The organism is Acidimicrobiales bacterium (assembly GCA_022452145.1).
Classification (GTDB): Bacteria; Actinomycetota; Acidimicrobiia; order Acidimicrobiales; family MedAcidi-G1; genus UBA9410.
On record JAKURY010000015.1, the window covers coordinates 36,822 to 54,518 of the forward strand.

The 17,697-nt window shown below is 70.9% G+C and carries 14 protein-coding genes; 11 read left to right on the forward strand and 3 right to left on the reverse strand.

Going from position 1 to position 17,697, the window contains the following annotated elements:
• Positions 1–17: 17 nt before the first annotated feature.
• The 7 genes from MK177_07110 to MK177_07140 all read left to right on the forward strand — a co-directional run bounded on the left by MK177_07110 (position 18) and on the right by MK177_07140 (position 7,527).
• Complete coding sequence (locus MK177_07110; protein MCH2427087.1) at positions 18–1,019, forward strand: LLM class flavin-dependent oxidoreductase; 1,002 nt, start codon at positions 18–20, stop codon at positions 1,017–1,019.
• Between the two features lie 63 nt (positions 1,020–1,082).
• Positions 1,083–2,381: an 8-oxoguanine deaminase gene (locus MK177_07115; GenBank protein MCH2427088.1), complete on the forward strand. Its 1,299-nt coding sequence runs from the start codon at positions 1,083–1,085 to the stop codon at positions 2,379–2,381.
• 24 nt (positions 2,382–2,405) lie between these two features.
• A complete protein-coding gene (locus tag MK177_07120; GenBank protein ID MCH2427089.1) occupies positions 2,406–2,657 on the forward strand; it encodes a thiamine-binding protein in 252 nt (83 codons plus the stop codon).
• Positions 2,658–2,787: 130 nt separating this feature from the next.
• Positions 2,788–3,867, forward strand: a complete 1,080-nt coding sequence (locus MK177_07125) for a BMP family ABC transporter substrate-binding protein (protein MCH2427090.1) — start codon at positions 2,788–2,790, stop codon at positions 3,865–3,867.
• A 95-nt stretch (positions 3,868–3,962) separates the two neighbouring features.
• Entirely contained in the window at positions 3,963–5,510 is a 1,548-nt protein-coding gene (locus tag MK177_07130; protein MCH2427091.1) for an ABC transporter ATP-binding protein, read from the forward strand.
• Positions 5,507–6,598, forward strand: coding sequence for an ABC transporter permease (locus MK177_07135; protein ID MCH2427092.1), 1,092 nt, complete (start codon positions 5,507–5,509; stop codon positions 6,596–6,598). Before MK177_07130 ends, MK177_07135 begins: the two co-directional genes overlap by 4 nt.
• Positions 6,595–7,527 (forward strand): ABC transporter permease, encoded by a 933-nt coding sequence (locus tag MK177_07140; GenBank protein MCH2427093.1) that lies wholly within the window; start codon positions 6,595–6,597, stop codon positions 7,525–7,527. Before MK177_07135 ends, MK177_07140 begins: the two co-directional genes overlap by 4 nt.
• Positions 7,528–7,600: 73 nt before the next feature.
• On the opposite strand, the gene MK177_07145 is transcribed toward MK177_07140, so the two are convergent.
• Positions 7,601–8,851, reverse strand: coding sequence for a pyridoxal-phosphate dependent enzyme (locus MK177_07145; GenBank protein MCH2427094.1), 1,251 nt, complete (start codon positions 8,849–8,851; stop codon positions 7,601–7,603).
• 15 nt (positions 8,852–8,866) lie between these two features.
• Positions 8,867–10,429 (reverse strand): pyridoxal-phosphate dependent enzyme, encoded by a 1,563-nt coding sequence (locus tag MK177_07150; GenBank protein MCH2427095.1) that lies wholly within the window; start codon positions 10,427–10,429, stop codon positions 8,867–8,869.
• Positions 10,430–10,595: 166 nt separating this feature from the next.
• Here MK177_07150 and MK177_07155 point away from each other — a divergent pair, with 166 nt between their 5' ends.
• The 4 genes from MK177_07155 (at position 10,596) to MK177_07170 (ending at position 17,397) form a co-directional block, all read left to right on the forward strand.
• Complete coding sequence (locus MK177_07155) at positions 10,596–11,330, forward strand: hypothetical protein (protein ID MCH2427096.1); 735 nt, start codon at positions 10,596–10,598, stop codon at positions 11,328–11,330.
• A gap of 75 nt (positions 11,331–11,405) precedes the next feature.
• Entirely contained in the window at positions 11,406–14,780 is a 3,375-nt protein-coding gene (locus MK177_07160; GenBank protein ID MCH2427097.1) for an error-prone DNA polymerase, read from the forward strand.
• Positions 14,781–14,855: 75 nt separating this feature from the next.
• A complete protein-coding gene (locus MK177_07165; GenBank protein ID MCH2427098.1) occupies positions 14,856–16,070 on the forward strand; it encodes a magnesium transporter in 1,215 nt (404 codons plus the stop codon).
• 88 nt (positions 16,071–16,158) lie between these two features.
• The gene (locus MK177_07170) at positions 16,159–17,397 is read left to right on the forward strand and encodes a hypothetical protein (protein ID MCH2427099.1); all 1,239 of its coding nucleotides are present in this window, start codon (positions 16,159–16,161) and stop codon (positions 17,395–17,397) included.
• Between the two features lie 6 nt (positions 17,398–17,403).
• Here MK177_07170 and MK177_07175 read toward each other — a convergent pair.
• Positions 17,404–17,697 (reverse strand): hypothetical protein (locus MK177_07175; protein MCH2427100.1); only part of this gene is annotated, 294 nt, incomplete at its 5' end.

The following is a 17,697-nucleotide window of genomic DNA, read 5'->3' on the forward strand; positions in this document are numbered from 1 at the left end:
CGGAAGATGAGGAACCAATGACACGCCTTGCCCTCTACCTGCAGGACGCCCATCCGATCCCCGAGGCGATCCAGTACGCGCGCTACGCCGAGGAGCGCGGCTTCGAGGCCGTCTGGCAGGCCGACTCGCGCCTGGTGCGCGACGCCGTCGTGCCCATGGCCGCCTTCGCCGCGTGCACCGAGACCATCAGGATCGGATCCGGTGTCGTGGACTGCTGGACCCGCAACCCGGCCCGCCTGGCGTCGACCTTCTCGACGCTGGACGACCTGGCACCGGGAAGGGTCATCCTTGGCATAGGCGCCTGGTGGGAGCCGCTGGCCTCCAAGGTCGGGGTGTCCCGCCGGAAGCCCCTCACGGCCATGCGGGAGACCGTCGAGGTGTGTCGGGCCCTGCTGGCCGACGAGACGGTGACCTACGACGGCGAGTTCGTGCACCTCGACGGCGTGGAGCTGGACTACGTGTACCAGGAGCGCCGACCCAAGGAGGTCCCGATCTACATCGGGGCCACCGGCGACAGGATGCTGGAGCTGACCGGCGAGATCGCAGACGGCGTCGTGCTGAACTACCTGGTGTCGCCCGAGTACAACCGGCGGGCCATGGACCGCCTGGCCGACGGCGCAGCCCGGGCCGGTCGGTCCCTGGACGACCTGGACCGCCCGCAGCTGGTGGTGTGCTCGGTGGCCGAGACCCGCGCCGAGGCCCTGGACGGAGCCAGGCTCATGGTCACGCAGTACCTGGGCCAGCAGCCCCACATCATGAAGGCCTCCGGCGTGCCCGAGTCGCTGCTCGACGAGATCGGCCGGGTGCTGACCTGGCCGGCCACCCACGAACAGGTCGAGGCTGCCTCCAAGCTGGTACCCGACGACATCGTGCAGATGATCTGCGCGGCGGGCACCGCCGACGAGGTGCGTGAGAAGGTGGCCCAGTACATGGCCGACGGCTGCACCTGCCCGATCCTGTACCCGCTGGGGCCCGACGTCAGCCTGATGGTCGACACGTTCGCCGACTGGACCCCGTGACCCTGTCGACGCTGCGAGGCTGGTCTGCATGAGCCCCCGACCTTTCCTAACCGGCTGGTCTGCATGAGCCCCCGCCTGGTGCTGCGCGGAGCCCGCCACCCGGGCGACATAGCGGTCGCCGACGGCCGGATCGTGGCCGTCGGGACGATCCCGCCCGAGCCGGACGACGTGGTGGTCAACTGCGACGGCGACATCATCACCGCCGGCCTCGTCAACACGCACCACCACCTGTACCAGTGGATGACCCGGGGTCGGGCCGTCGGGTGCGGCCTGTTCGGGTGGCTTGTCGAGCTGTACCCGGTCTGGGGTCGGCTCTCGGTCGCCGACGTGCGGGCTGCGGCCCTCGTGGGGCTGGGAGAGCTGGCCGCCACCGGCTGTACCACGGCCTCGGACCACCACTACCTGGTGCCCCGTGGCGACGACACGGTGTTCGACGCCATAGTGGATGCCGCAAGTGAGGTGGGGATACGGCTGCACCTCTCCCGCGGGTCGATGGACCTCGGGGAGAGCCGGGGCGGGTTGCCACCCGACCACGTCGTGGAGGACCGCGACGCCATCCTGGCCTCCACCGAGTCGGTGATCGCCCGCCACCACGACGGCGAGATGGTCCACGTCACGGTGGCGCCGTGCAGCCCCTTCTCGGTCACCCCCGAGCTGATGGTGGAGTCGGCCGAGCTGGCCCGACGCCACGGGCTGCGCCTCCACACCCACCTCTGCGAGACGGTCGAGGAACAGCAGCACTGCCTGGAGCGGTTCGGTCGCCGACCGGTCGAGATGCTGGACGAGTGGGGCTGGGTGGGCGACGACGTGTGGCTGGCCCACGGAATCCACATAGACGATGGCGAGATGGCCCGACTGGGGGCCGCCGGCACGGGGGTGGCCCACTGCCCCTCGTCCAATGCCCGCATCGCGGCGGGAATGTGTCGGGCCACCGATCTGCGCGCCGCCGGGTGCCCCGTGGGCCTGGGGGTGGACGGCGTTGCCTCCAACGAGGTGGGTGGCCTCTTTCCGGAGTTGCGGCAGGCCCTCTACACGGCCCGGCTCCGTGAAATGCGCCCGGACGCGCTGATGCCGGACGACGTCGTGGAGATGGGCACCCGGGGGGGCGCCCGCTGCCTCGGCATGGACGACGTGGGGTCGATACAGGTCGGAATGCGGGCCGATCTGGCCGTCTGGCCCGGAGACGACCTGGGTGACATCGCCGATGCGCTCACCGCCCTCGTGCTGGGTCCGGACCGCAGGGTCCGGTACCTCTTCGTGGAGGGTCGGAGGGTGGTGGCCGACGGCCGGCTGACGGGCACTGACCTGTCGGCCGCCCACCGCGACCTGGCCGAGCGTTCCCGCCGCCTCTGGGAGGCCTGAGCGGCATACGCACAGGCGGGCCCCATGGGCCATGATGCAGCCGTGCAGATCGCCGCCGAATTCACCATCGAGCCCTTCGTCGAGGGAGCGCCGGGACCCCACGTCCGGGCGGCCATAGACGTGGCCGAATCGGCCGGCCTTACCGTCGAGGTGGGGCCGTTCGGGACAGCGGTCAGCGGGACGTCCGAAACCGTGCTGGACACCGTGGACGCCGTGGTCAGAGCAGCGATCGCCAACGGCGCCACTCGCGTTTCTCTCCAGTTGACGGTGGCCTGACCGACGGTTTCAGAGCTGGTCCATCGGAGTGGAGCATCCTGCGGATTTGTGTGCAAGGATGCCCGGCGTGCCGTCCCGGGGTGTCGAGGGCCACTGGGGTCCGGACCGGCTCGGCCGGAGGGAGAATCAAGTGCGACGCAGTCTTGTCGGCCTGCTGGCCGTTGTCCTGGGCCTTTCGCTCATCGGGGCCTCATGTGGATCCGATGATGACAGTTCCACCAAGGCAGCCTTCATCTATCTCGGGCCGCCGGGGGACGCCGGCTGGACCTGGGCCCAGGATCAGGGTCGCAAAGCCGCTGCTGAGGCGACCGGGGCTGAGACGGCGTACGTCGAGTCCGTACCCGAGGGCACAGCGGACTTCGGAAACTACGTCCGCGATTTCATCGACCAAGACTTCGACCTGATCGTCGGGGGGTCGTTCGGCTACATGGACGACATGGAGGCACTGGCCGCCGAGTTCCCGGACGTCGTGTTCGACCACATCTCTGGCTACAAGGCCAACGGGTCCAACTTCGGCAACAGTTTCGGCCGCATGTATGAGCCCCGCTACCTGTCCGGAATGGTGGCTGGCTCGGCAACGTCGTCGAACCTCATCGGCTACGTGGCAGCCTTCCCCATCCCGGAGGTCATCCGCGGAATCAATGCCTTCACCCTCGGCGTTAGGGAGACCAACCCGGACGCTGAGGTAGAGGTGGTCTGGACCAGCACCTGGTTTGATCCGGTGGTCGAGGGCGACTCCGCCCAGGCGATCCTGGACAAGGGTGCTGATGTGATCGCCATGCACCAGGACTCCACGGCAGCCGGCGAAAAGGCCGAGGCGGCGGGTGCTCGCTGGGTGGCCTACAACTCGGACATGAGCGCACATGCCCCGGCGGCACACCTGACGGCTCCGGTCTGGAACTGGGGCCCCCGCTTCACGGACCTCATTGAGCAGACCGCAGCCGGCACCTACGAAGGTGGCTACTACTGGGGTTCGATGGCCGACGGCGTCGTCGACCTGGCACCCATCGCCGATGACGTGGACGCAGCCGTGAAGGCGGCGGTCGCCGAGCGGAAGCAGCAGATCATCGACGGTTCCTTCCACCCGTTCCAGGGTCCGATCAACGCACAGGACGGCAGCGTCCTGGTGGCGGCCGGTGACGTACTGGACGACGGCACCATGCTCGGCATGGACTTCTTCGTCGAAGGGGTGATCGGCTCCCTCGGCTGATTCCAGCTTCCTGATGTACGCGGCGCCGGCGGGGACGACCCGCCGGCGCCGTCACGTCCGGCAGCCTGTCGTGCCCCCGGACACCGGATGATCCGATGAGCCCCGCCCCCGGCGATGCTCCGGCGACCGCGGCGCCGGCGGTCGAACTGCGTGGGGTCTGGAAGCGCTTTCCAGGAGTGGTGGCCAACGCCGGTGCGCACCTGACGGTCTGGGCCGGCACCGTGCACGCCGTGCTCGGCGAGAACGGGGCCGGCAAGTCCACGCTCATGAACGTGCTGTCGGGCGTCTACAGGCCCGACGAGGGCGAGGTCCGGATCGACGGCGTGGCCCGCCACTTCCGCTCGCCGGCCGATGCGCTGGCAGCCGGCGTGGGGATGGTGCACCAGGAGTTCCGCCTGGTGCCGTCGTTCACCGTTGCCGAGAACGTGGTGCTGGGCGCCGCCGAACGGATCGTCCGTCGCCAGGCCGTCGAGTCGGCGGTCGCCGAGCTGGCAGAACGGTTCGGGCTGGCCACCGAACCGGACCGACCGGTGTGGCAGCTCTCGATGGGGGAGCGCCAACGCGTCGAGATCCTCAAGGCGCTCTGGCGCGACGCCCGCATCCTGATCCTGGACGAGCCGACGGCCGTGCTCACCCCGGGAGAGGCCGATGAGCTGGGCCGCATCCTCCGCCACATGGCCGAGGATGACCGCACGGTGATCTTCATCAGCCACAAGCTGCACGAGGTGACTGGCTTCTGCGACGAGGCCACGGTGCTCCGGGGCGGCGAGACGGTAGCCGCCTCGCTGCCGGTGGCGGAGACCGACTCCTCGGCACTGGCGGGGCTAATGGTGGGCTCCTCTCCGGCCATCAGCGAGCGCCCAACGCCGGTGGCCGCCGGTGGGCCGATGCTCACCGTCGTCGGCCTGGCGTGCCTGGACGACCGGGGCCTGCCGGCCCTGCACGGGGTCGACCTGACGGTCCGCGCTGGCGAGATCGTCGGCATCGCAGGGGTGGCGGGCAACGGCCAACGCGAGTTGGCCCAGGCCGTGGCCGGGCTGCGCCCGACCACCGGTGGCTCCGTGCACATCGACGGGATCGACCTCACGGCGGCCACGCCGCGCCAGCGGTTCGGAGCCGGGTTGGGCTACATCCCGGAGGACCGCATGGGGGTGGGACTGGCTCCCCGGTTGAGCGTCACCGACAACGCCATCCTCCGGACCTACTCCAGCCACCGGCGTGGCCCGTTCCTGGATGCCGAGGCGGCCACGGCCCACTGCCGGGACATCGTGGACCGCTTTGCCGTGCGTACCGGACCGCTGGACCAGCCGATCGCCGGGCTGTCGGGCGGCAACCTGCAGCGCCTTCTGGTAGGACGGGAGTTGAGCGACCGGCCCCGGGTGGTGGTGGCCGCCCAGCCGACCCGCGGCCTGGACGTCCAGGGGGTCAAGGCCATTCAGGACCTGCTGGTGGCCGAGCGCGGGGTCGGCGTCGCCATCCTGCTGATCTCCGAGGACCTCGACGAGCTGCTGACGCTCGCCGATCGCCTGCTGGTGATGCACGGAGGTCGGGTGGTCGCCGAGTTCGATCCCGAGGCTGCCGGGCGACATGACATCGGCGAGGCCATGGTCGGCAACGCCTCGACAGGCGTGGCAGCCACGTGAGGCGTCCGGTACTCGCCCGTCGCGACCAGGTGCTCCGGGGTGGCCAGCCGTTGGCCTTCGCGGTGGGCCTCGCCGTGGCCCTGGTGGTGGGGGTGTTACTGCTGATGGGCTCCGGCCACGACCCGCTGCGGGTCTACGGGCGCATGTTCGATGCCTCGCTGGGCGATCCCCGGGCCTGGTCGGTGACCCTCAACCGGGCCGTGCCCCTGGGGCTGGCGGGGCTGGCCGTGGCCGTGGCGGGGTCCATGGGGCTCTGGAACATCGGAGCCGAGGGCCAGATCATGGCCGGGGCGATCGGTGCCGCCTGGGTCGCCCGGATCGGCGCCGGATGGCCGGGACCCGTACTGGTGACGGCCATGCTGGCCGCCGCTGTGGTCGGTGGCGGCCTGCTGGCCCTCGGTCCGGCGATCGCCCGTGCCCGGATCGGCGTCAACGAGATCATCACCACGCTCATGCTCAACGAGGTGGCCATCCGCCTCGTCCAGTGGCTTATCCACGGTCGCTGGAAGGATCCCGGTTCGCACAACTTTCCGTTGGCTCCGATGCTTCCCGCCAACGGCCGCCTGCCCACGCTCTTCGAGCGGGCACACGTGGGCGTCGTGCTTGCCGGAATCGTCATCGCCCTCTTCGGCCTGGCCGCCAGCCGTACGGCCTGGGGGTACGAGCTCAGGGTGGCAGGCTCCTCGGGGGCTACGGCCCGCTACGCCGGGATCTCCCTGAAGCGAAAGATCCTGACCGTCCTGGTGCTGTCCGGCGGCGTCGCCGGCTTCGCCGGCGGCGTGGAGTTGGCGGGAACCGCCGACCGGATCACCGAGGGCCTCTCCAACGGGTTCGGCTTCGCCGGGATCATCGTGGCCGCCCTGGCCCTCATGCGACCGTCGGGCGTCGCCGCCGTGGCCCTGCTTTTCGGTGCAGTGCAGATAGGAGGCCAGAGCATCCAGACCATGGGGGTGTCGTCCTCGGTCTCGACCATCCTGCAGGCCCTTATCCTCTTCGGCGCCATAGCCGCCGGGGTGCTCAGCCGCTACCGGATCGAGATGGTTGCCGGTGACACGGTAGGGGCGGCAGCCTCGGGGGACGGCTCGTGAACGAGGCGTCGCTCATCGGCCTGCTGGAGGCCACGGTGTCGTTCGGCGCCCTCCTCTACCTGGCCGCCCTGGGCGAGATGATCACCGAGAAGGCCGGCATCCTGAACCTCGGCGTCGAGGGGATGATGGCCATTGGAGCGGTCACCGGGTTCGTGGTGGCGCTCCAGACCGGGAATCCGTGGGTGGCCCTGGTGGCCGCCATCGGCGCCGGGGCCCTCGCCGGCCTGCTCCACGGCCTGTTCACAGTCGTGCTGGGGGCCGAGCAGGTGGTCTCCGGCCTCTCCCTGACCATCCTGGGGATCGGCCTCGCCGCCTACATCGGCAAGGGTTTTGTCGGCAGGCCTGCCGGTGCCGAGCTGGTGCCGGTGGACTGGGGGCCGTTGACGGACATCCCGTGGGCCGGCCCGGTGCTGTTCCAGCAGTCGCCGCTGGTCTACATGGCCGTGCTGGCCGGCCTGGCGGCCTGGTTCGTGCTGGGTCGGACCCGTCTGGGCCTGGCGGTGCGGGCTGCCGGAGAGTCGGCTTCGACCGCCGATGCGGCCGGCCACTCGGTGGTCGGGCTGCGGCTGGGAGCCGTCGCTACGGGCGGAGCTCTGGCCGGTGCGTCGGGTGCCTACCTGACGCTGTCCATCACACCGCAGTGGGTCGAGGGCGTCATAGCCGGTAGGGGCTGGATCGCCGTGGCCCTCGTCATCTTCGGGGCATGGCGGCCCGGCCGGGTGGCCCTGGGGGCGCTGCTGTTCGGCTTGACGCTGGCGCTCAAGACCCGCCTCCAGACCTTCGGGGTGGACTTCTCACCCATCCTGCTTTCGATGCTGCCCTACCTGTTGACCGTGGGCGTGCTGGTGGCCATCTCGATCCGGGCCCGCAACCGGCCGTCGCCGGCTCCGGCGGCCCTGGGCATTGCCTACCGGCGCGAAGAGCGTTGACCTGAGGGGCTTGCCTCTCCGCACGGTCCGACAGAGCGGAGAATCATGGGCGGACGTGTCCGCCGTCGGTGGGTCAGGACCGTTCGACGCCGGTCAGGAGGACCACGACCTCCTCGGCGGGGTCGATGCAGCCGTCCCGCCGGGCGGCCAGCAGGCCAGCCAGGCCGGCGGTGCCGGTCGGGTCGGCGGCCACGTCCGTATTGGCCCGCACCAGCCGGTGGGCCTCGACCACGTCGGCCTCGGTGGCCACCACCGGCCCGCCCGGGGCCGACCCCAGGAGCATGTCGTGGACCAGCACCCGCCAGTCGTAGGTGACGTCGTCCAGGAGCCCGGTGGCCGCAGAGGTGGGATCCTCCCAGGGCCACATGGCGCTGCCGTCATCTTCCGTTCCATCCGGGTCGGCCAGTGCAGCCTCGCGGTCATCGGCGCCGGCCACCCGGTCGAACGCCCGGGTCAGGGGAGCGCACCCCTCGGCCTGGACGGCGACGAGTCCCGGTCGTGCCGTGGGACCGCCGAGGTCTACGGCGTCGGTCAGGGCCTGCACGGTGCTGCTGGCCAGTGCCCCGCCTCCCACCTGAACCAGGAGGCTGGTGGGCGAGCGGTCGTGGGAGGCCCACTCGGCGGCCAACTCGAAGCCCAGGGTCCGACCACCGTCGAGGGTGAGCAGGTTGTCGGTGCCCTGACAGCCGAATGGGACGGCACCGTCGGCCACCATCTCCCTGAACCGGAGGATGCAGGGGTCACCGGCCTCGCCGTCGCGTCGTCGACAGACCCGGACGTCGGCCCCGAGGTCGGCCAGACGGTCCAGCACGGCGTCGTCGGCCCAGGTCGGGACGTGGACGACCAGTGGGCGTCCGACTGCCCCGGCGATGACGGCCGCTCCCATGGCGGCGTTTCCACACGAGGCGATGGCAAGCGGGGTGGTCGACGGGACCTCGTCCACCGCCAGGTGGAGGGCCAGGCCGAAGAGGTGCCGGGCCTTGTGGCTTCCCGACACGTTGCCGGTCTCGTCCTTGGCCCATATCCCGCCCGTCTGGCCGATGGCATCGCCCAGGGCTGTCAGGTGGCGGTACGGGGTGGTGGCGAACCCATGACCGTCCACGTCGGCAACGGCGTCGTCCAGTCGACGGACCAGGTCCACGAACCGGTCGTCGGACCAGCCGGCGGCCAGGGCGGCGTGGTGGGACCAGAGCAGGGTCCGGAATGCGACGAACGGGTTTGCTCCCTCGGCCGGCCCGTCGTCGGGCCCGGGCCAGGTGGCGCCGGGCGGGCTGCCCAGCCATCCGATCCTGCGGTCGGGCCCGCCTGTCGTGGCGCCGTCCATGGGTCGGCCGACCGGTCAGTCGGCGGCCAGCACCCCGGTGCGGGCGTTGAACTCGTCGATCATGGCGTCCCAGATCGGGGCCATGGTCTGGATGTGGCGCCAGAAGTCCTGTCCCCGGCGGACCTCGAAGTCGGCGAACTCGACGCCCTGCTGCTCCACCCACGTGTAGTAGGCGAGGTTGAAGATGCGGTTCCTGCCCGTGTCGTCCAAGACCTCGACGTGGGAGGTGTCGGCGTCCAGCAGGTGTGTGGCGACCGCGGCGGTGGCCTCGGCGGGTCCGAACCCGGCGGCGTAGCGGCCGACGGTCATGGCCTCGCGTTCGCTGCCGTACATCTCGGACCCGTCCGTGGCCACCGTGACGATGGCGTCGTCGGGTCCGAGGTCCAGCTCCTTGGCCGTCTTGATCGACGCCACCACGTTGCAGATGCTGGACAGGCCGAAGTGGCAGAGGGTGTCCAGGACCGCGGTGTCCACTCCCATCGATGCCAGCTGCGCCAGCCCCTCGGCGGTGCCGAAGGCCATCCCCAGCTCATCGCATGCCGTGTCCGAGACGCCGACGACGATGTCGGTGTTGGTGACGTTGTGGATCAGGGGGATGTGCTTGTCGCCTATGCCCTGGATGTTGTGCTCGCCGAAGCCGTTGTAGAGCATCGTCGGACACTCCAGGGCCTCGACCGCTGCGATCCTGGCGCCGTGGTCGGCCTTGAGTCGTTCGCCGGCGGCAAGGGTGCCCGCCGAGCCGGAGGCGGCCACGAAGGCGGCCAGACGCAGGCCGGGGCGTAGCGCTGCGTGGTGCAGGTACAGGTGCTCCAGGGCCCGACCGGTCACCTCGTGGTGGCCGACGTGGTTGGCGAACTCGGTGAACTGGTTGAGGATGAAGTTGACGGGATCCTTCTCCAACTCGTTGCAGGCGTCGTAGATCTCCTTGACGTTGCTCTCCGAGCCGGTGGTACGGATCACGTCGTCGGGCTCCGCGATCCACTCCTCCAGCCACTCGAAGCGTTCTCGGCTCATGTTCTCCGGGAGCACGGCGACGCCCCGGCAGCCCATGAGGCGCGAGATGGCGACGCCACCCCGGGCGTAGTTGCCGGTCGACGGCCAGATCGCCCGGTGCAGCGTCGGGTCGTACTGGCCGGTGACCACCCGGGGGACCAGGCAGGAGTAGGCGGCCAGCACCTTGTGGGCTCCGATCATTGGGAACCGGTTGCCGAACGCCACGATGATCGGCGACGCCACACCGGTCAGTTCCGACGGGAGCACCACGTGCTCCGGCAGGTCGGTGAACCCACCGTGCAGGTCGTTGTACCAGTGGACCCGGAACAGGTTCCGGGCGTCGGCGGCATTGCGGTCGACGCTGGACAGGGCGGTTCGGACGCCGTCGGGGATCCTGGACGGGTCGGCCAACTGGGCGAAGGTGGGGAGCACGATGCCCTGCTCGCGGAACCGGTCGACGCTGCGCTGGTAGCGATCTTCGTCGACCAGGTCGGTGGACAACCCGAAGCGGGAGGTGTCGAAGGTGGCGGGGTCGAAGGTGGGAGCAGCGAACGCGCCAATCCCGGCATCGCGGGGGGTGCTCATGCCCGCAGGCTAACCACTGGCCTGCATCCGCGTTGACAAAATGTTGACATGGGAGGCCTGAGGCGGACCGGGTGGGAGGTTGGTGTCGTGCGCCGGTCATGACGGGTGTCACCCGCCACGTCGGGGTGCCGCGGAATTCGGTTGCCGCGATGCAAGGCTGTCCCCCGTGATTCGACGGACCCTCGGTGCCCTGTTGACGATCGGCGTGATCGGCGTGGTGGTCGTGCTCGCCGCGCGCGTGGCCGAACCGTCGGTGCGGCCGGTCCTGTACCCGGTTTCGGCGTCGCCGGCGACTACCGCTCCGGTCTCGGCTTCGTCCGATTCGAACGTCGGCTCAGCACCAGCCGCCGAGCCGGCATCCGGTGCGACGACCGTGCCAGTGGCCACGACGGTTGCACCGACTGCCACGGTGCCTGCTCCCGCCACCACGGTTCCACCTACCACGACGACCGTGGCTCCTGTGGACGAGGTGGCCGTGCTGACAGCCTCCTATTCCTGGGGGCGGAGTTCGGAGGCCGTTGAGCTCCAGCAGGTGCTGGGGGTCGAGGCCGATGGCTGGTACGGGCCTGCGACCCGGGCGGCGCACCTGGCCGAGAACGAGGCACGTGGCCTCCCGGTCGACGCCGTGGCGACGGCGCCCACCACGACCACGACGACGGCGCCCACCGCCACGACGACCGTGGCGACGACCACGACGACGGCGCCCGCCACCACGGTTCCGTCGACCACCACGGCCGTCCCGACGACCACGGTGCCGCCGCCCAGCACCACTGCGGGGATGTTCGGGAACCTGGGGGCCCAGCTGATGGCCCAACTGCTGGGCCAGCCGTGCATCGCCGACGGTGACCTGAGTGACTGCGGCCCCGAGGTCGACGCCCTCGTGAGGGGGCTCGTGGGCTGAGCCTGCCTTCGGGTCCCCGACCGGAAGCAGGCCGCCCCGGTTGAGGATCGAACACCTGTTCGATATGGTCCGGAGATGGGCTGGTCCAGTTCCCGGATGCCGTGGCGTGAGCTGGAGGGCCGCCTCTCCGACCGTTCGTTCGATCCGGTGCCCCGTCCGGCACCGGCGGCCGCCGCGAGGCCCCGGCCCGTGGGGCCGTCGGCCGGCGCAGCGCCGGGAGGCCGGGTGCCCTACGCCGAGCTGCACTGCCACTCCCACTTCAGCTTCCTGGACGGGGCCTCGTCGCCAGACGAGTTGGTGGCCGAGGCCGTCCGCCTGGGGCTCACCGCCCTGGCACTCACCGACCACGACGGCTTCTACGGGGTGGTGCGGTTCGCCGAGGCGGCCCGGGAACACGGCCTGCCGACCGTGTTCGGCAGCGAGCTGTCGCTGGACGCATCAACTGCCCGTACCGCCGTCGGTGACCCATCGGCCACCCACCTGCTGGTGCTGGCCGAGGACCCGACCGGCTATGCCCGGCTGGGCACCGCCATATCAGAGGCCCAACTGGCCGGAAGCAAGGGACACCCCCGACTCTCCCTGGATCGGCTCACCGACCTGGCCGGAGCGGATCCCCACTGGACGGTCCTCACCGGGTGCCGGAAGGGCGCCGTTCCGGCAGCCCTCCAGCGCGATGGTCCGGCGGCGGCAGGACGGGCCCTGGACGACCTGGTGGAACGGTTCGGCCGCCAACGGGTGGTGGTGGAGCTCTGGGACCACGGGTACCCGCTGGACGCCGAGCGCAACGACGCCCTGGCCCGCCTCGCCGTGGGCGCCGGCCTGGGCGTGGTGGCCACCAACAACGTCCACTACCACCGCCCGGCCCGTCGCCGCCTGGCCACCGCCATGGCCGCGGTGCGGGCCCGCCGGTCGATGGACGAACTGGATGGCTGGCTTCCGGCCGCCGGGACGGCCCACCTGCGCTCCGGGGTGGAGCAGGCCCGACGGTTCGCCCGATGGCCGTCGGCCGTGTCCGCAGCGGCCGAGCTGGGTGGGCGGTGTGCATTCGACCTCCGCCTGGTGGCCCCCGGCCTGCCGCCCTACCCGTGTCCCGACGGGCTGGACGAGATGGCCCTCCTGCGTCGGCTGGCCGCCGACGGGGCCACCGACCGCTACGGAGGGCGCACCTCCGAACGCGTCGTGGGGGCATGGGCCCAGGTCGACCGGGAGCTGGACATCATCGCCACACTCGGATTCCCCGGGTACTTCCTCGTGGTGTGGGACATCGTGGAGTTCTGCCGGCGGGAGGGGATCCTCTGCCAGGGACGGGGATCGGCGGCCAACTCGGCGGTCTGCTACGCGCTGGGCATCACCAACGCCGACGCTGTGGGCCTGGGCCTGCTGTTCGAGCGGTTCCTCTCCCCGGAGCGGGACGGGCCGCCCGACATCGACCTGGACATCGAGAGCGGTCGCCGGGAGGAGGTCATCCAGTACGTGTATGGCCGCTACGGCCGTCGGCACACCGCCCAGGTGGCCAACGTCATCACCTACCGGGCCCGCTCGGCGGTGCGCGACGCGGCCCGGGCACTGGGGTACGACCCGGGTCAGCAGGACGCCTTTGCCAAGGGCCTGGAGCGTCGGCTGTCGCCTGACGGGTCGACGACCGACGGCGGGTCGGCCTCCGGCGGTGGAGCGGTTCCGGCCGGGATCCCGGCCGACGTGGCCACCCTGGCCGACGAGTTGTGCGACGCCCCCCGGCACCTCGGCATCCACTCCGGTGGCATGGTCATCTGCGACCGGCCGATGGCCGAGGTGTGCCCGGTGGAGTGGGGGCGCATGGCTGACCGCAGCGTCCTGCAGTGGGACAAGGAGGACTGTGCCGCGGTTGGGCTGGTCAAGTTCGATCTGCTGGGCCTGGGCATGCTCAGCGCCCTGCACCACACCCTGGACCTGGTGGCCGCCCACGAGGGAACCCAGGTCGACCTGGCACGCCTGGACCAGGACGAGGCCGTCTACGACATGATCTGCGCTGCCGACACCATCGGGGTGTTCCAGATCGAGAGCCGGGCCCAGATGGCCACCCTGCCCCGGTTGCGGCCCCGCTGCTTCCACGACCTGGTGGTCGAGATCGCCCTCATCCGGCCCGGTCCGATCCAGGGCGGATCGGTCCACCCCTACATCCGGCGTCGTAACGGGCAGGAGGAGGTCACCTACCTCCACCCGTCGTGCGAGAACGCCCTGGCAGGGACCCTCGGCATCCCGCTGTTCCAGGAACAGCTCATGCGCCTCGCCATCGACGTCGCCGGGTTCACCGCCACTGAGGCCGACCGGCTCCGCCAGGCCATGGGCTCCAAGCGCAGCCACGCCCGCATGGAGGCCCTCCACCAGCGGTTCCTGGACGGGGCGGGGGAGCGCGGGGTCCCGTCCGACGTCGCCGAACAGGTCTGGCAGAAGTTGGCCGCCTTCGCCGACTACGGCTTCCCGGAGAGCCATGCCGTGTCGTTCGCCCACCTTGTGTACGCCAGTTGCTGGCTCAAGTTCCACCACCCGGCGGCGTTCTGTGCCGGCCTGCTGAATGCCCAGCCCATGGGCTTCTACTCGCCGCACACCCTGGTCCAGGACGTCCGACGCCACGGCGTGGAGGTCCGCACCCCGGACCTGAACAGGTCCGCGGCCGACGCCACCCTTGAGCCGGGGGAGCGGGGATCTGCCGTCTCGGGAGCGCCGGGGGAGCGGGGATCCGGGGGACCGGGAGTGCCGTGGCCCGCGGGCCGGGGCGGGCCGGCCATCCGGATGGGCATCGGGTCGGTCCGGAGCATCGGCGGGGACCTCGCCGACGCCATCGCCGCCGGCCGACCGTACACGTCGATCGAGGACCTCCAGCGGCGGGTGGATCCCGGCCGTCCGGCCATGGAGGCGCTGGCCACCGCCGGGGCGTTCGCCGCCTTTGACGTGGATCGGAGGGAGGCCCTGTGGGCGGCGGGAGCGCTGGCTGCCACCGGACCCGACCGTCTCGCCGGGATGGTCACCGGGACCGAGCCCCCGCCACTGCCAGCCATGGGTGCTTCGGAGGTGGCCCGGGCCGACCTGTGGGCCACCGGGGTGTCTCCCGACGGGCATCCCACCCGGTTCCTCCGTCGACGCCTGGCCGCCGACGGCGTGGTCACGGCGGTCGACCTGCGGTCGGTGGGCGACGGGGCCCGGGTCAGGGTGGCTGGCGTGGTCACCCACCGGCAGCGTCCCCACACCGCCGGTGGGGTCACGTTCCTGAATCTGGAGGACGAGACCGGGCTGGTCAACGTGGTGGTGTCGAAGGGTTGCTGGGCCCGCTACCGGGACGTGGCGGTTGGGGCCCCGGCACTGCTGGTACGGGGTCGGGTGGAGGCCTCCGAGGGGGTCGTCAACGTGGTGGCCGAACACCTGGCCCCCCTCGGGGTCCGACCACCGGCCAGTTCCCGGGACTTCCGCTGACCCCGCACGGCACCGGCCCGGGCCGCGGCCGGGAATAACCCGGCTGTCCGGCTGACGGTCCAGCACACTGGTGCAATGCGTTCCGCCCCGCGCGTCATCCCGGCCGTCCCATCGGCCGACGTCCGCCAGCGGATCGTCGCGCTCGCCATAGGGGTGGTGGCGGCGTCTGCAGGTGGCCTGGTGCTGGCCACCGCAGAGGGGACGCTGGCCGACCTGCCGGGCCTCCTCCTCCTGGTACCGGGTGCCATTGCACTGCGGGGCAACGTGTTCGGCGCCATGGGGAGCCGCCTGGGAACCGCCGTGCATGCCGGCACCTTCCGACTCTCGGCCCGACCCGATGGCGTGGTCGGGCAGAACCTGCTGGGAGCCGCTGCCCTGAGCCTGGTCCTCAGCGCAGTCCTCGGCCTGATGGCCCGCGGGACCGCTATCGCGTTCGGGGTCACCCCGACGATGACCCTGGCCGACTTCGTGGTGGTGTCGACCCTGGGAGGGTTGCTGGCCTCGGTATTCGTCGGTGCGGTGACCCTCGGGCTGGCGGCCGGGTCCATCCGCTTCGACTGGGACCTCGACAACGTGCTGGCGCCGCTCGTCTCCACCCTCGGGGACCTGGCCACCGTGCCGGCACTCGTGGTGGCCGCCGGGCTGGCCGAACGATCGGGGCTGACCGATGCACTGGGCGGAAGCCTCGGGCTGGTGGCGGTCGTGGTCCTGGTGGTGGCGTGGCGTTCTCCGCTGGTCGACGTCAGGCGAATCGTCCGCCAGTCGCTCCCGGTGCTGGTCGCCGCCGGGTTGCTCGACCTGATCGCCGGGGTGACCGTCGAGAGGCGCCTCGACGACCTGCTGGCCGCCGAGGCGATGCTCGTCCTGCTGCCTGCCTTCCTGGGTACCGCGGGAGCCCTCGGCGGGATCCTCTCAAGCCGCCTCTCCACCCAGTTCCACCTCGGCCTGGACGACGCCACTCCGTTGCCGACCCGATCCAGCCTCCGCGAGTTCCGGTCACTTGCCCTGCTAGCCCTACCGGTGTTCGCCTGTTGTGCCGTGATCGCCCAGTGGGCGTCGGTGGCCACCGGCCAGACCACGCCCGGGCTCGGAGACCTGCTGGCCGTGGTCATGATCGCCGGCCTGGTGGCCACCGTGCTGGTCGTCGTCGTGGCGTACTACACGACGATGGCCGCCTACAGGTTCGGTCTGGACCCGGACACCTACGGCATCCCGGTGGTGATGTCGAGCCTCGACCTGGTCGGGGCGTCCACCCTGATCCTGGCCATGGTGGCCGTGGGGGTGGCATGACCACGCCAAGGTGTGCTGATCCCGGAACCCTTTCCGACCGGTCGACGGTCGGGAATACCATTGACCCACTACATCGAGCGAGGATCTGATGGACGAAAGACCCCGCAACCTGCGGGCCATGTTGGCCGAGGCCAAGGACACATCGGAGCTGATGGTCGACCTGGCCTACGCGTCGGTCTACTTCGGCGACCCGGACATGGCTGAAGAGGTCGACGAGCTCGAGGAGCAGATGAGCGAGCTGGTCCATGACATGCGCGCGGTGTGCGTGCTGGCGGCCCGCAGTCCCCGGGAGGCCGAGGGCATGTCGTCGGTGCTCCAGGTGGTGTCTGCGATCGAGCGCATGGCCAACGACGCCGTGGACATCGCCCGGATCGTCACCCACCGCCTGGGCATACCCCGCCAACTGGTGGCCGACCTCTCCGACGCCGAAGAGGTGTCGCACCGGGTGCTCGTGAGCGAGGGCTCGCACATGGCGCACCGTCCTCTCTCGGCCCTCGAACTCCCGGTGCAGGCCGGCATGCGGGTCATGTCGATCCGTCGTGGTCGTGAATGGGACACAGACATCGGTGGGGACACCGTCCTCGTCCCCGACGACGTGCTGTTCCTGCGAGGGTCGCCCGAGGGCATCACCCGGCTGCGCGAGCTCGCCGCCGCACCGGTCTGGGAGCCGCCACGCGCCGACGACACCGCCGCGGTCACCGACCTCGATCGGGCGGTCGACGTCCTGGTCGAGATGAAGCACCTCTCCGAGCCCGCCGTGGGCCTCGCCTACCGTGCCCTCGTCTTCGGCGACCGCGGCCGCGCCGCCGAGGTGCGCCACCTCGAGGACCGGCTGGACGAGATGAAGGACCACCTCGAACTGTGGGTGCTGCGGTCGGCCGGCGCTGACCTGGAGCCGTCGGCGCTGCGTGGGCTACTGCACCTCGCCGAGGCCGCCGAGGACATCGGCGACCAGGCCCAGATGATGGTCTGGATCATCGAGAAGGACGAGGAACTGCACCCGATCCTCGGCATCGCACTCGGCGAGGCCGACGAGGTCGTGGTGCGCTACCCGGTGGCCGAGGGCTCGCCGATCGACGGCTCGTCGCTCTCCGAGTTGGGCATGAACATCGAGCCCGGCTTCACGGTGCTCGCCATCCGGCGGGGTGGCCGCTACGTGTACCGGCCGCGGGGCGGCGTGCGTCTGGCTGCCGGCGACGAACTCATCGCTAGCGGCCCCGACGAGGGCCGGTCGCTGCTCGCCCGCATGTGCGGCTGGGACCTCGTCGAGGACGAGGAGGGCGACGACGAACTGGTCCCCGCCGGAACCGGTTCTGCGAGTGCCTGACTCCGACTAGTCGGCGGACTCCTCCTGGGGTGCCGGCGGGACGGTCACGACCGTCGCCCCGTCATCGTCCCCGCCGCGGAACAACTCGGCGATGGCGCCGAGCGAGCCCAGCGTCGCCGAGAGGTCGGTCGGCAGGAAGATCTTGGTGGCGTTGCCGTCGGCGACCACGCCCAGTGCCTCGAGGTACTTGATGGCCAGCAGGTCGGGCGTCGGGTCGCCGTCGTGGATGGCGCCGTAGACGCTGCGTACGGCGGCGGCCTCGCCCTCGGCCACCGTCAGCTGGCGGTACCGCTCAGCGTC

What these genes read in the sequence shown, in the direction of transcription:
- MK177_07110 (MCH2427087.1), top strand. Translation starts at nt 18, where the DNA reads ATGACACGCCTTGCCCTCTACCTGCAGGACGCCCATCCGATCCCCGAG.
- MK177_07115 (MCH2427088.1), top strand. Translation starts at nt 1,083, where the DNA reads ATGAGCCCCCGCCTGGTGCTGCGCGGAGCCCGCCACCCGGGCGACATA.
- MK177_07120 (MCH2427089.1), top strand. Translation starts at nt 2,406, where the DNA reads ATGGGCCATGATGCAGCCGTGCAGATCGCCGCCGAATTCACCATCGAG.
- MK177_07130 (MCH2427091.1), top strand. Translation starts at nt 3,963, where the DNA reads ATGAGCCCCGCCCCCGGCGATGCTCCGGCGACCGCGGCGCCGGCGGTC.
- MK177_07145 (MCH2427094.1), bottom strand. Translation starts at nt 8,851, where the DNA reads ATGGACGGCGCCACGACAGGCGGGCCCGACCGCAGGATCGGATGGCTG.
- MK177_07150 (MCH2427095.1), bottom strand. Translation starts at nt 10,429, where the DNA reads ATGAGCACCCCCCGCGATGCCGGGATTGGCGCGTTCGCTGCTCCCACC.
- MK177_07160 (MCH2427097.1), top strand. Translation starts at nt 11,406, where the DNA reads ATGGGCTGGTCCAGTTCCCGGATGCCGTGGCGTGAGCTGGAGGGCCGC.
- MK177_07165 (MCH2427098.1), top strand. Translation starts at nt 14,856, where the DNA reads ATGCGTTCCGCCCCGCGCGTCATCCCGGCCGTCCCATCGGCCGACGTC.
- MK177_07170 (MCH2427099.1), top strand. Translation starts at nt 16,159, where the DNA reads ATGGACGAAAGACCCCGCAACCTGCGGGCCATGTTGGCCGAGGCCAAG.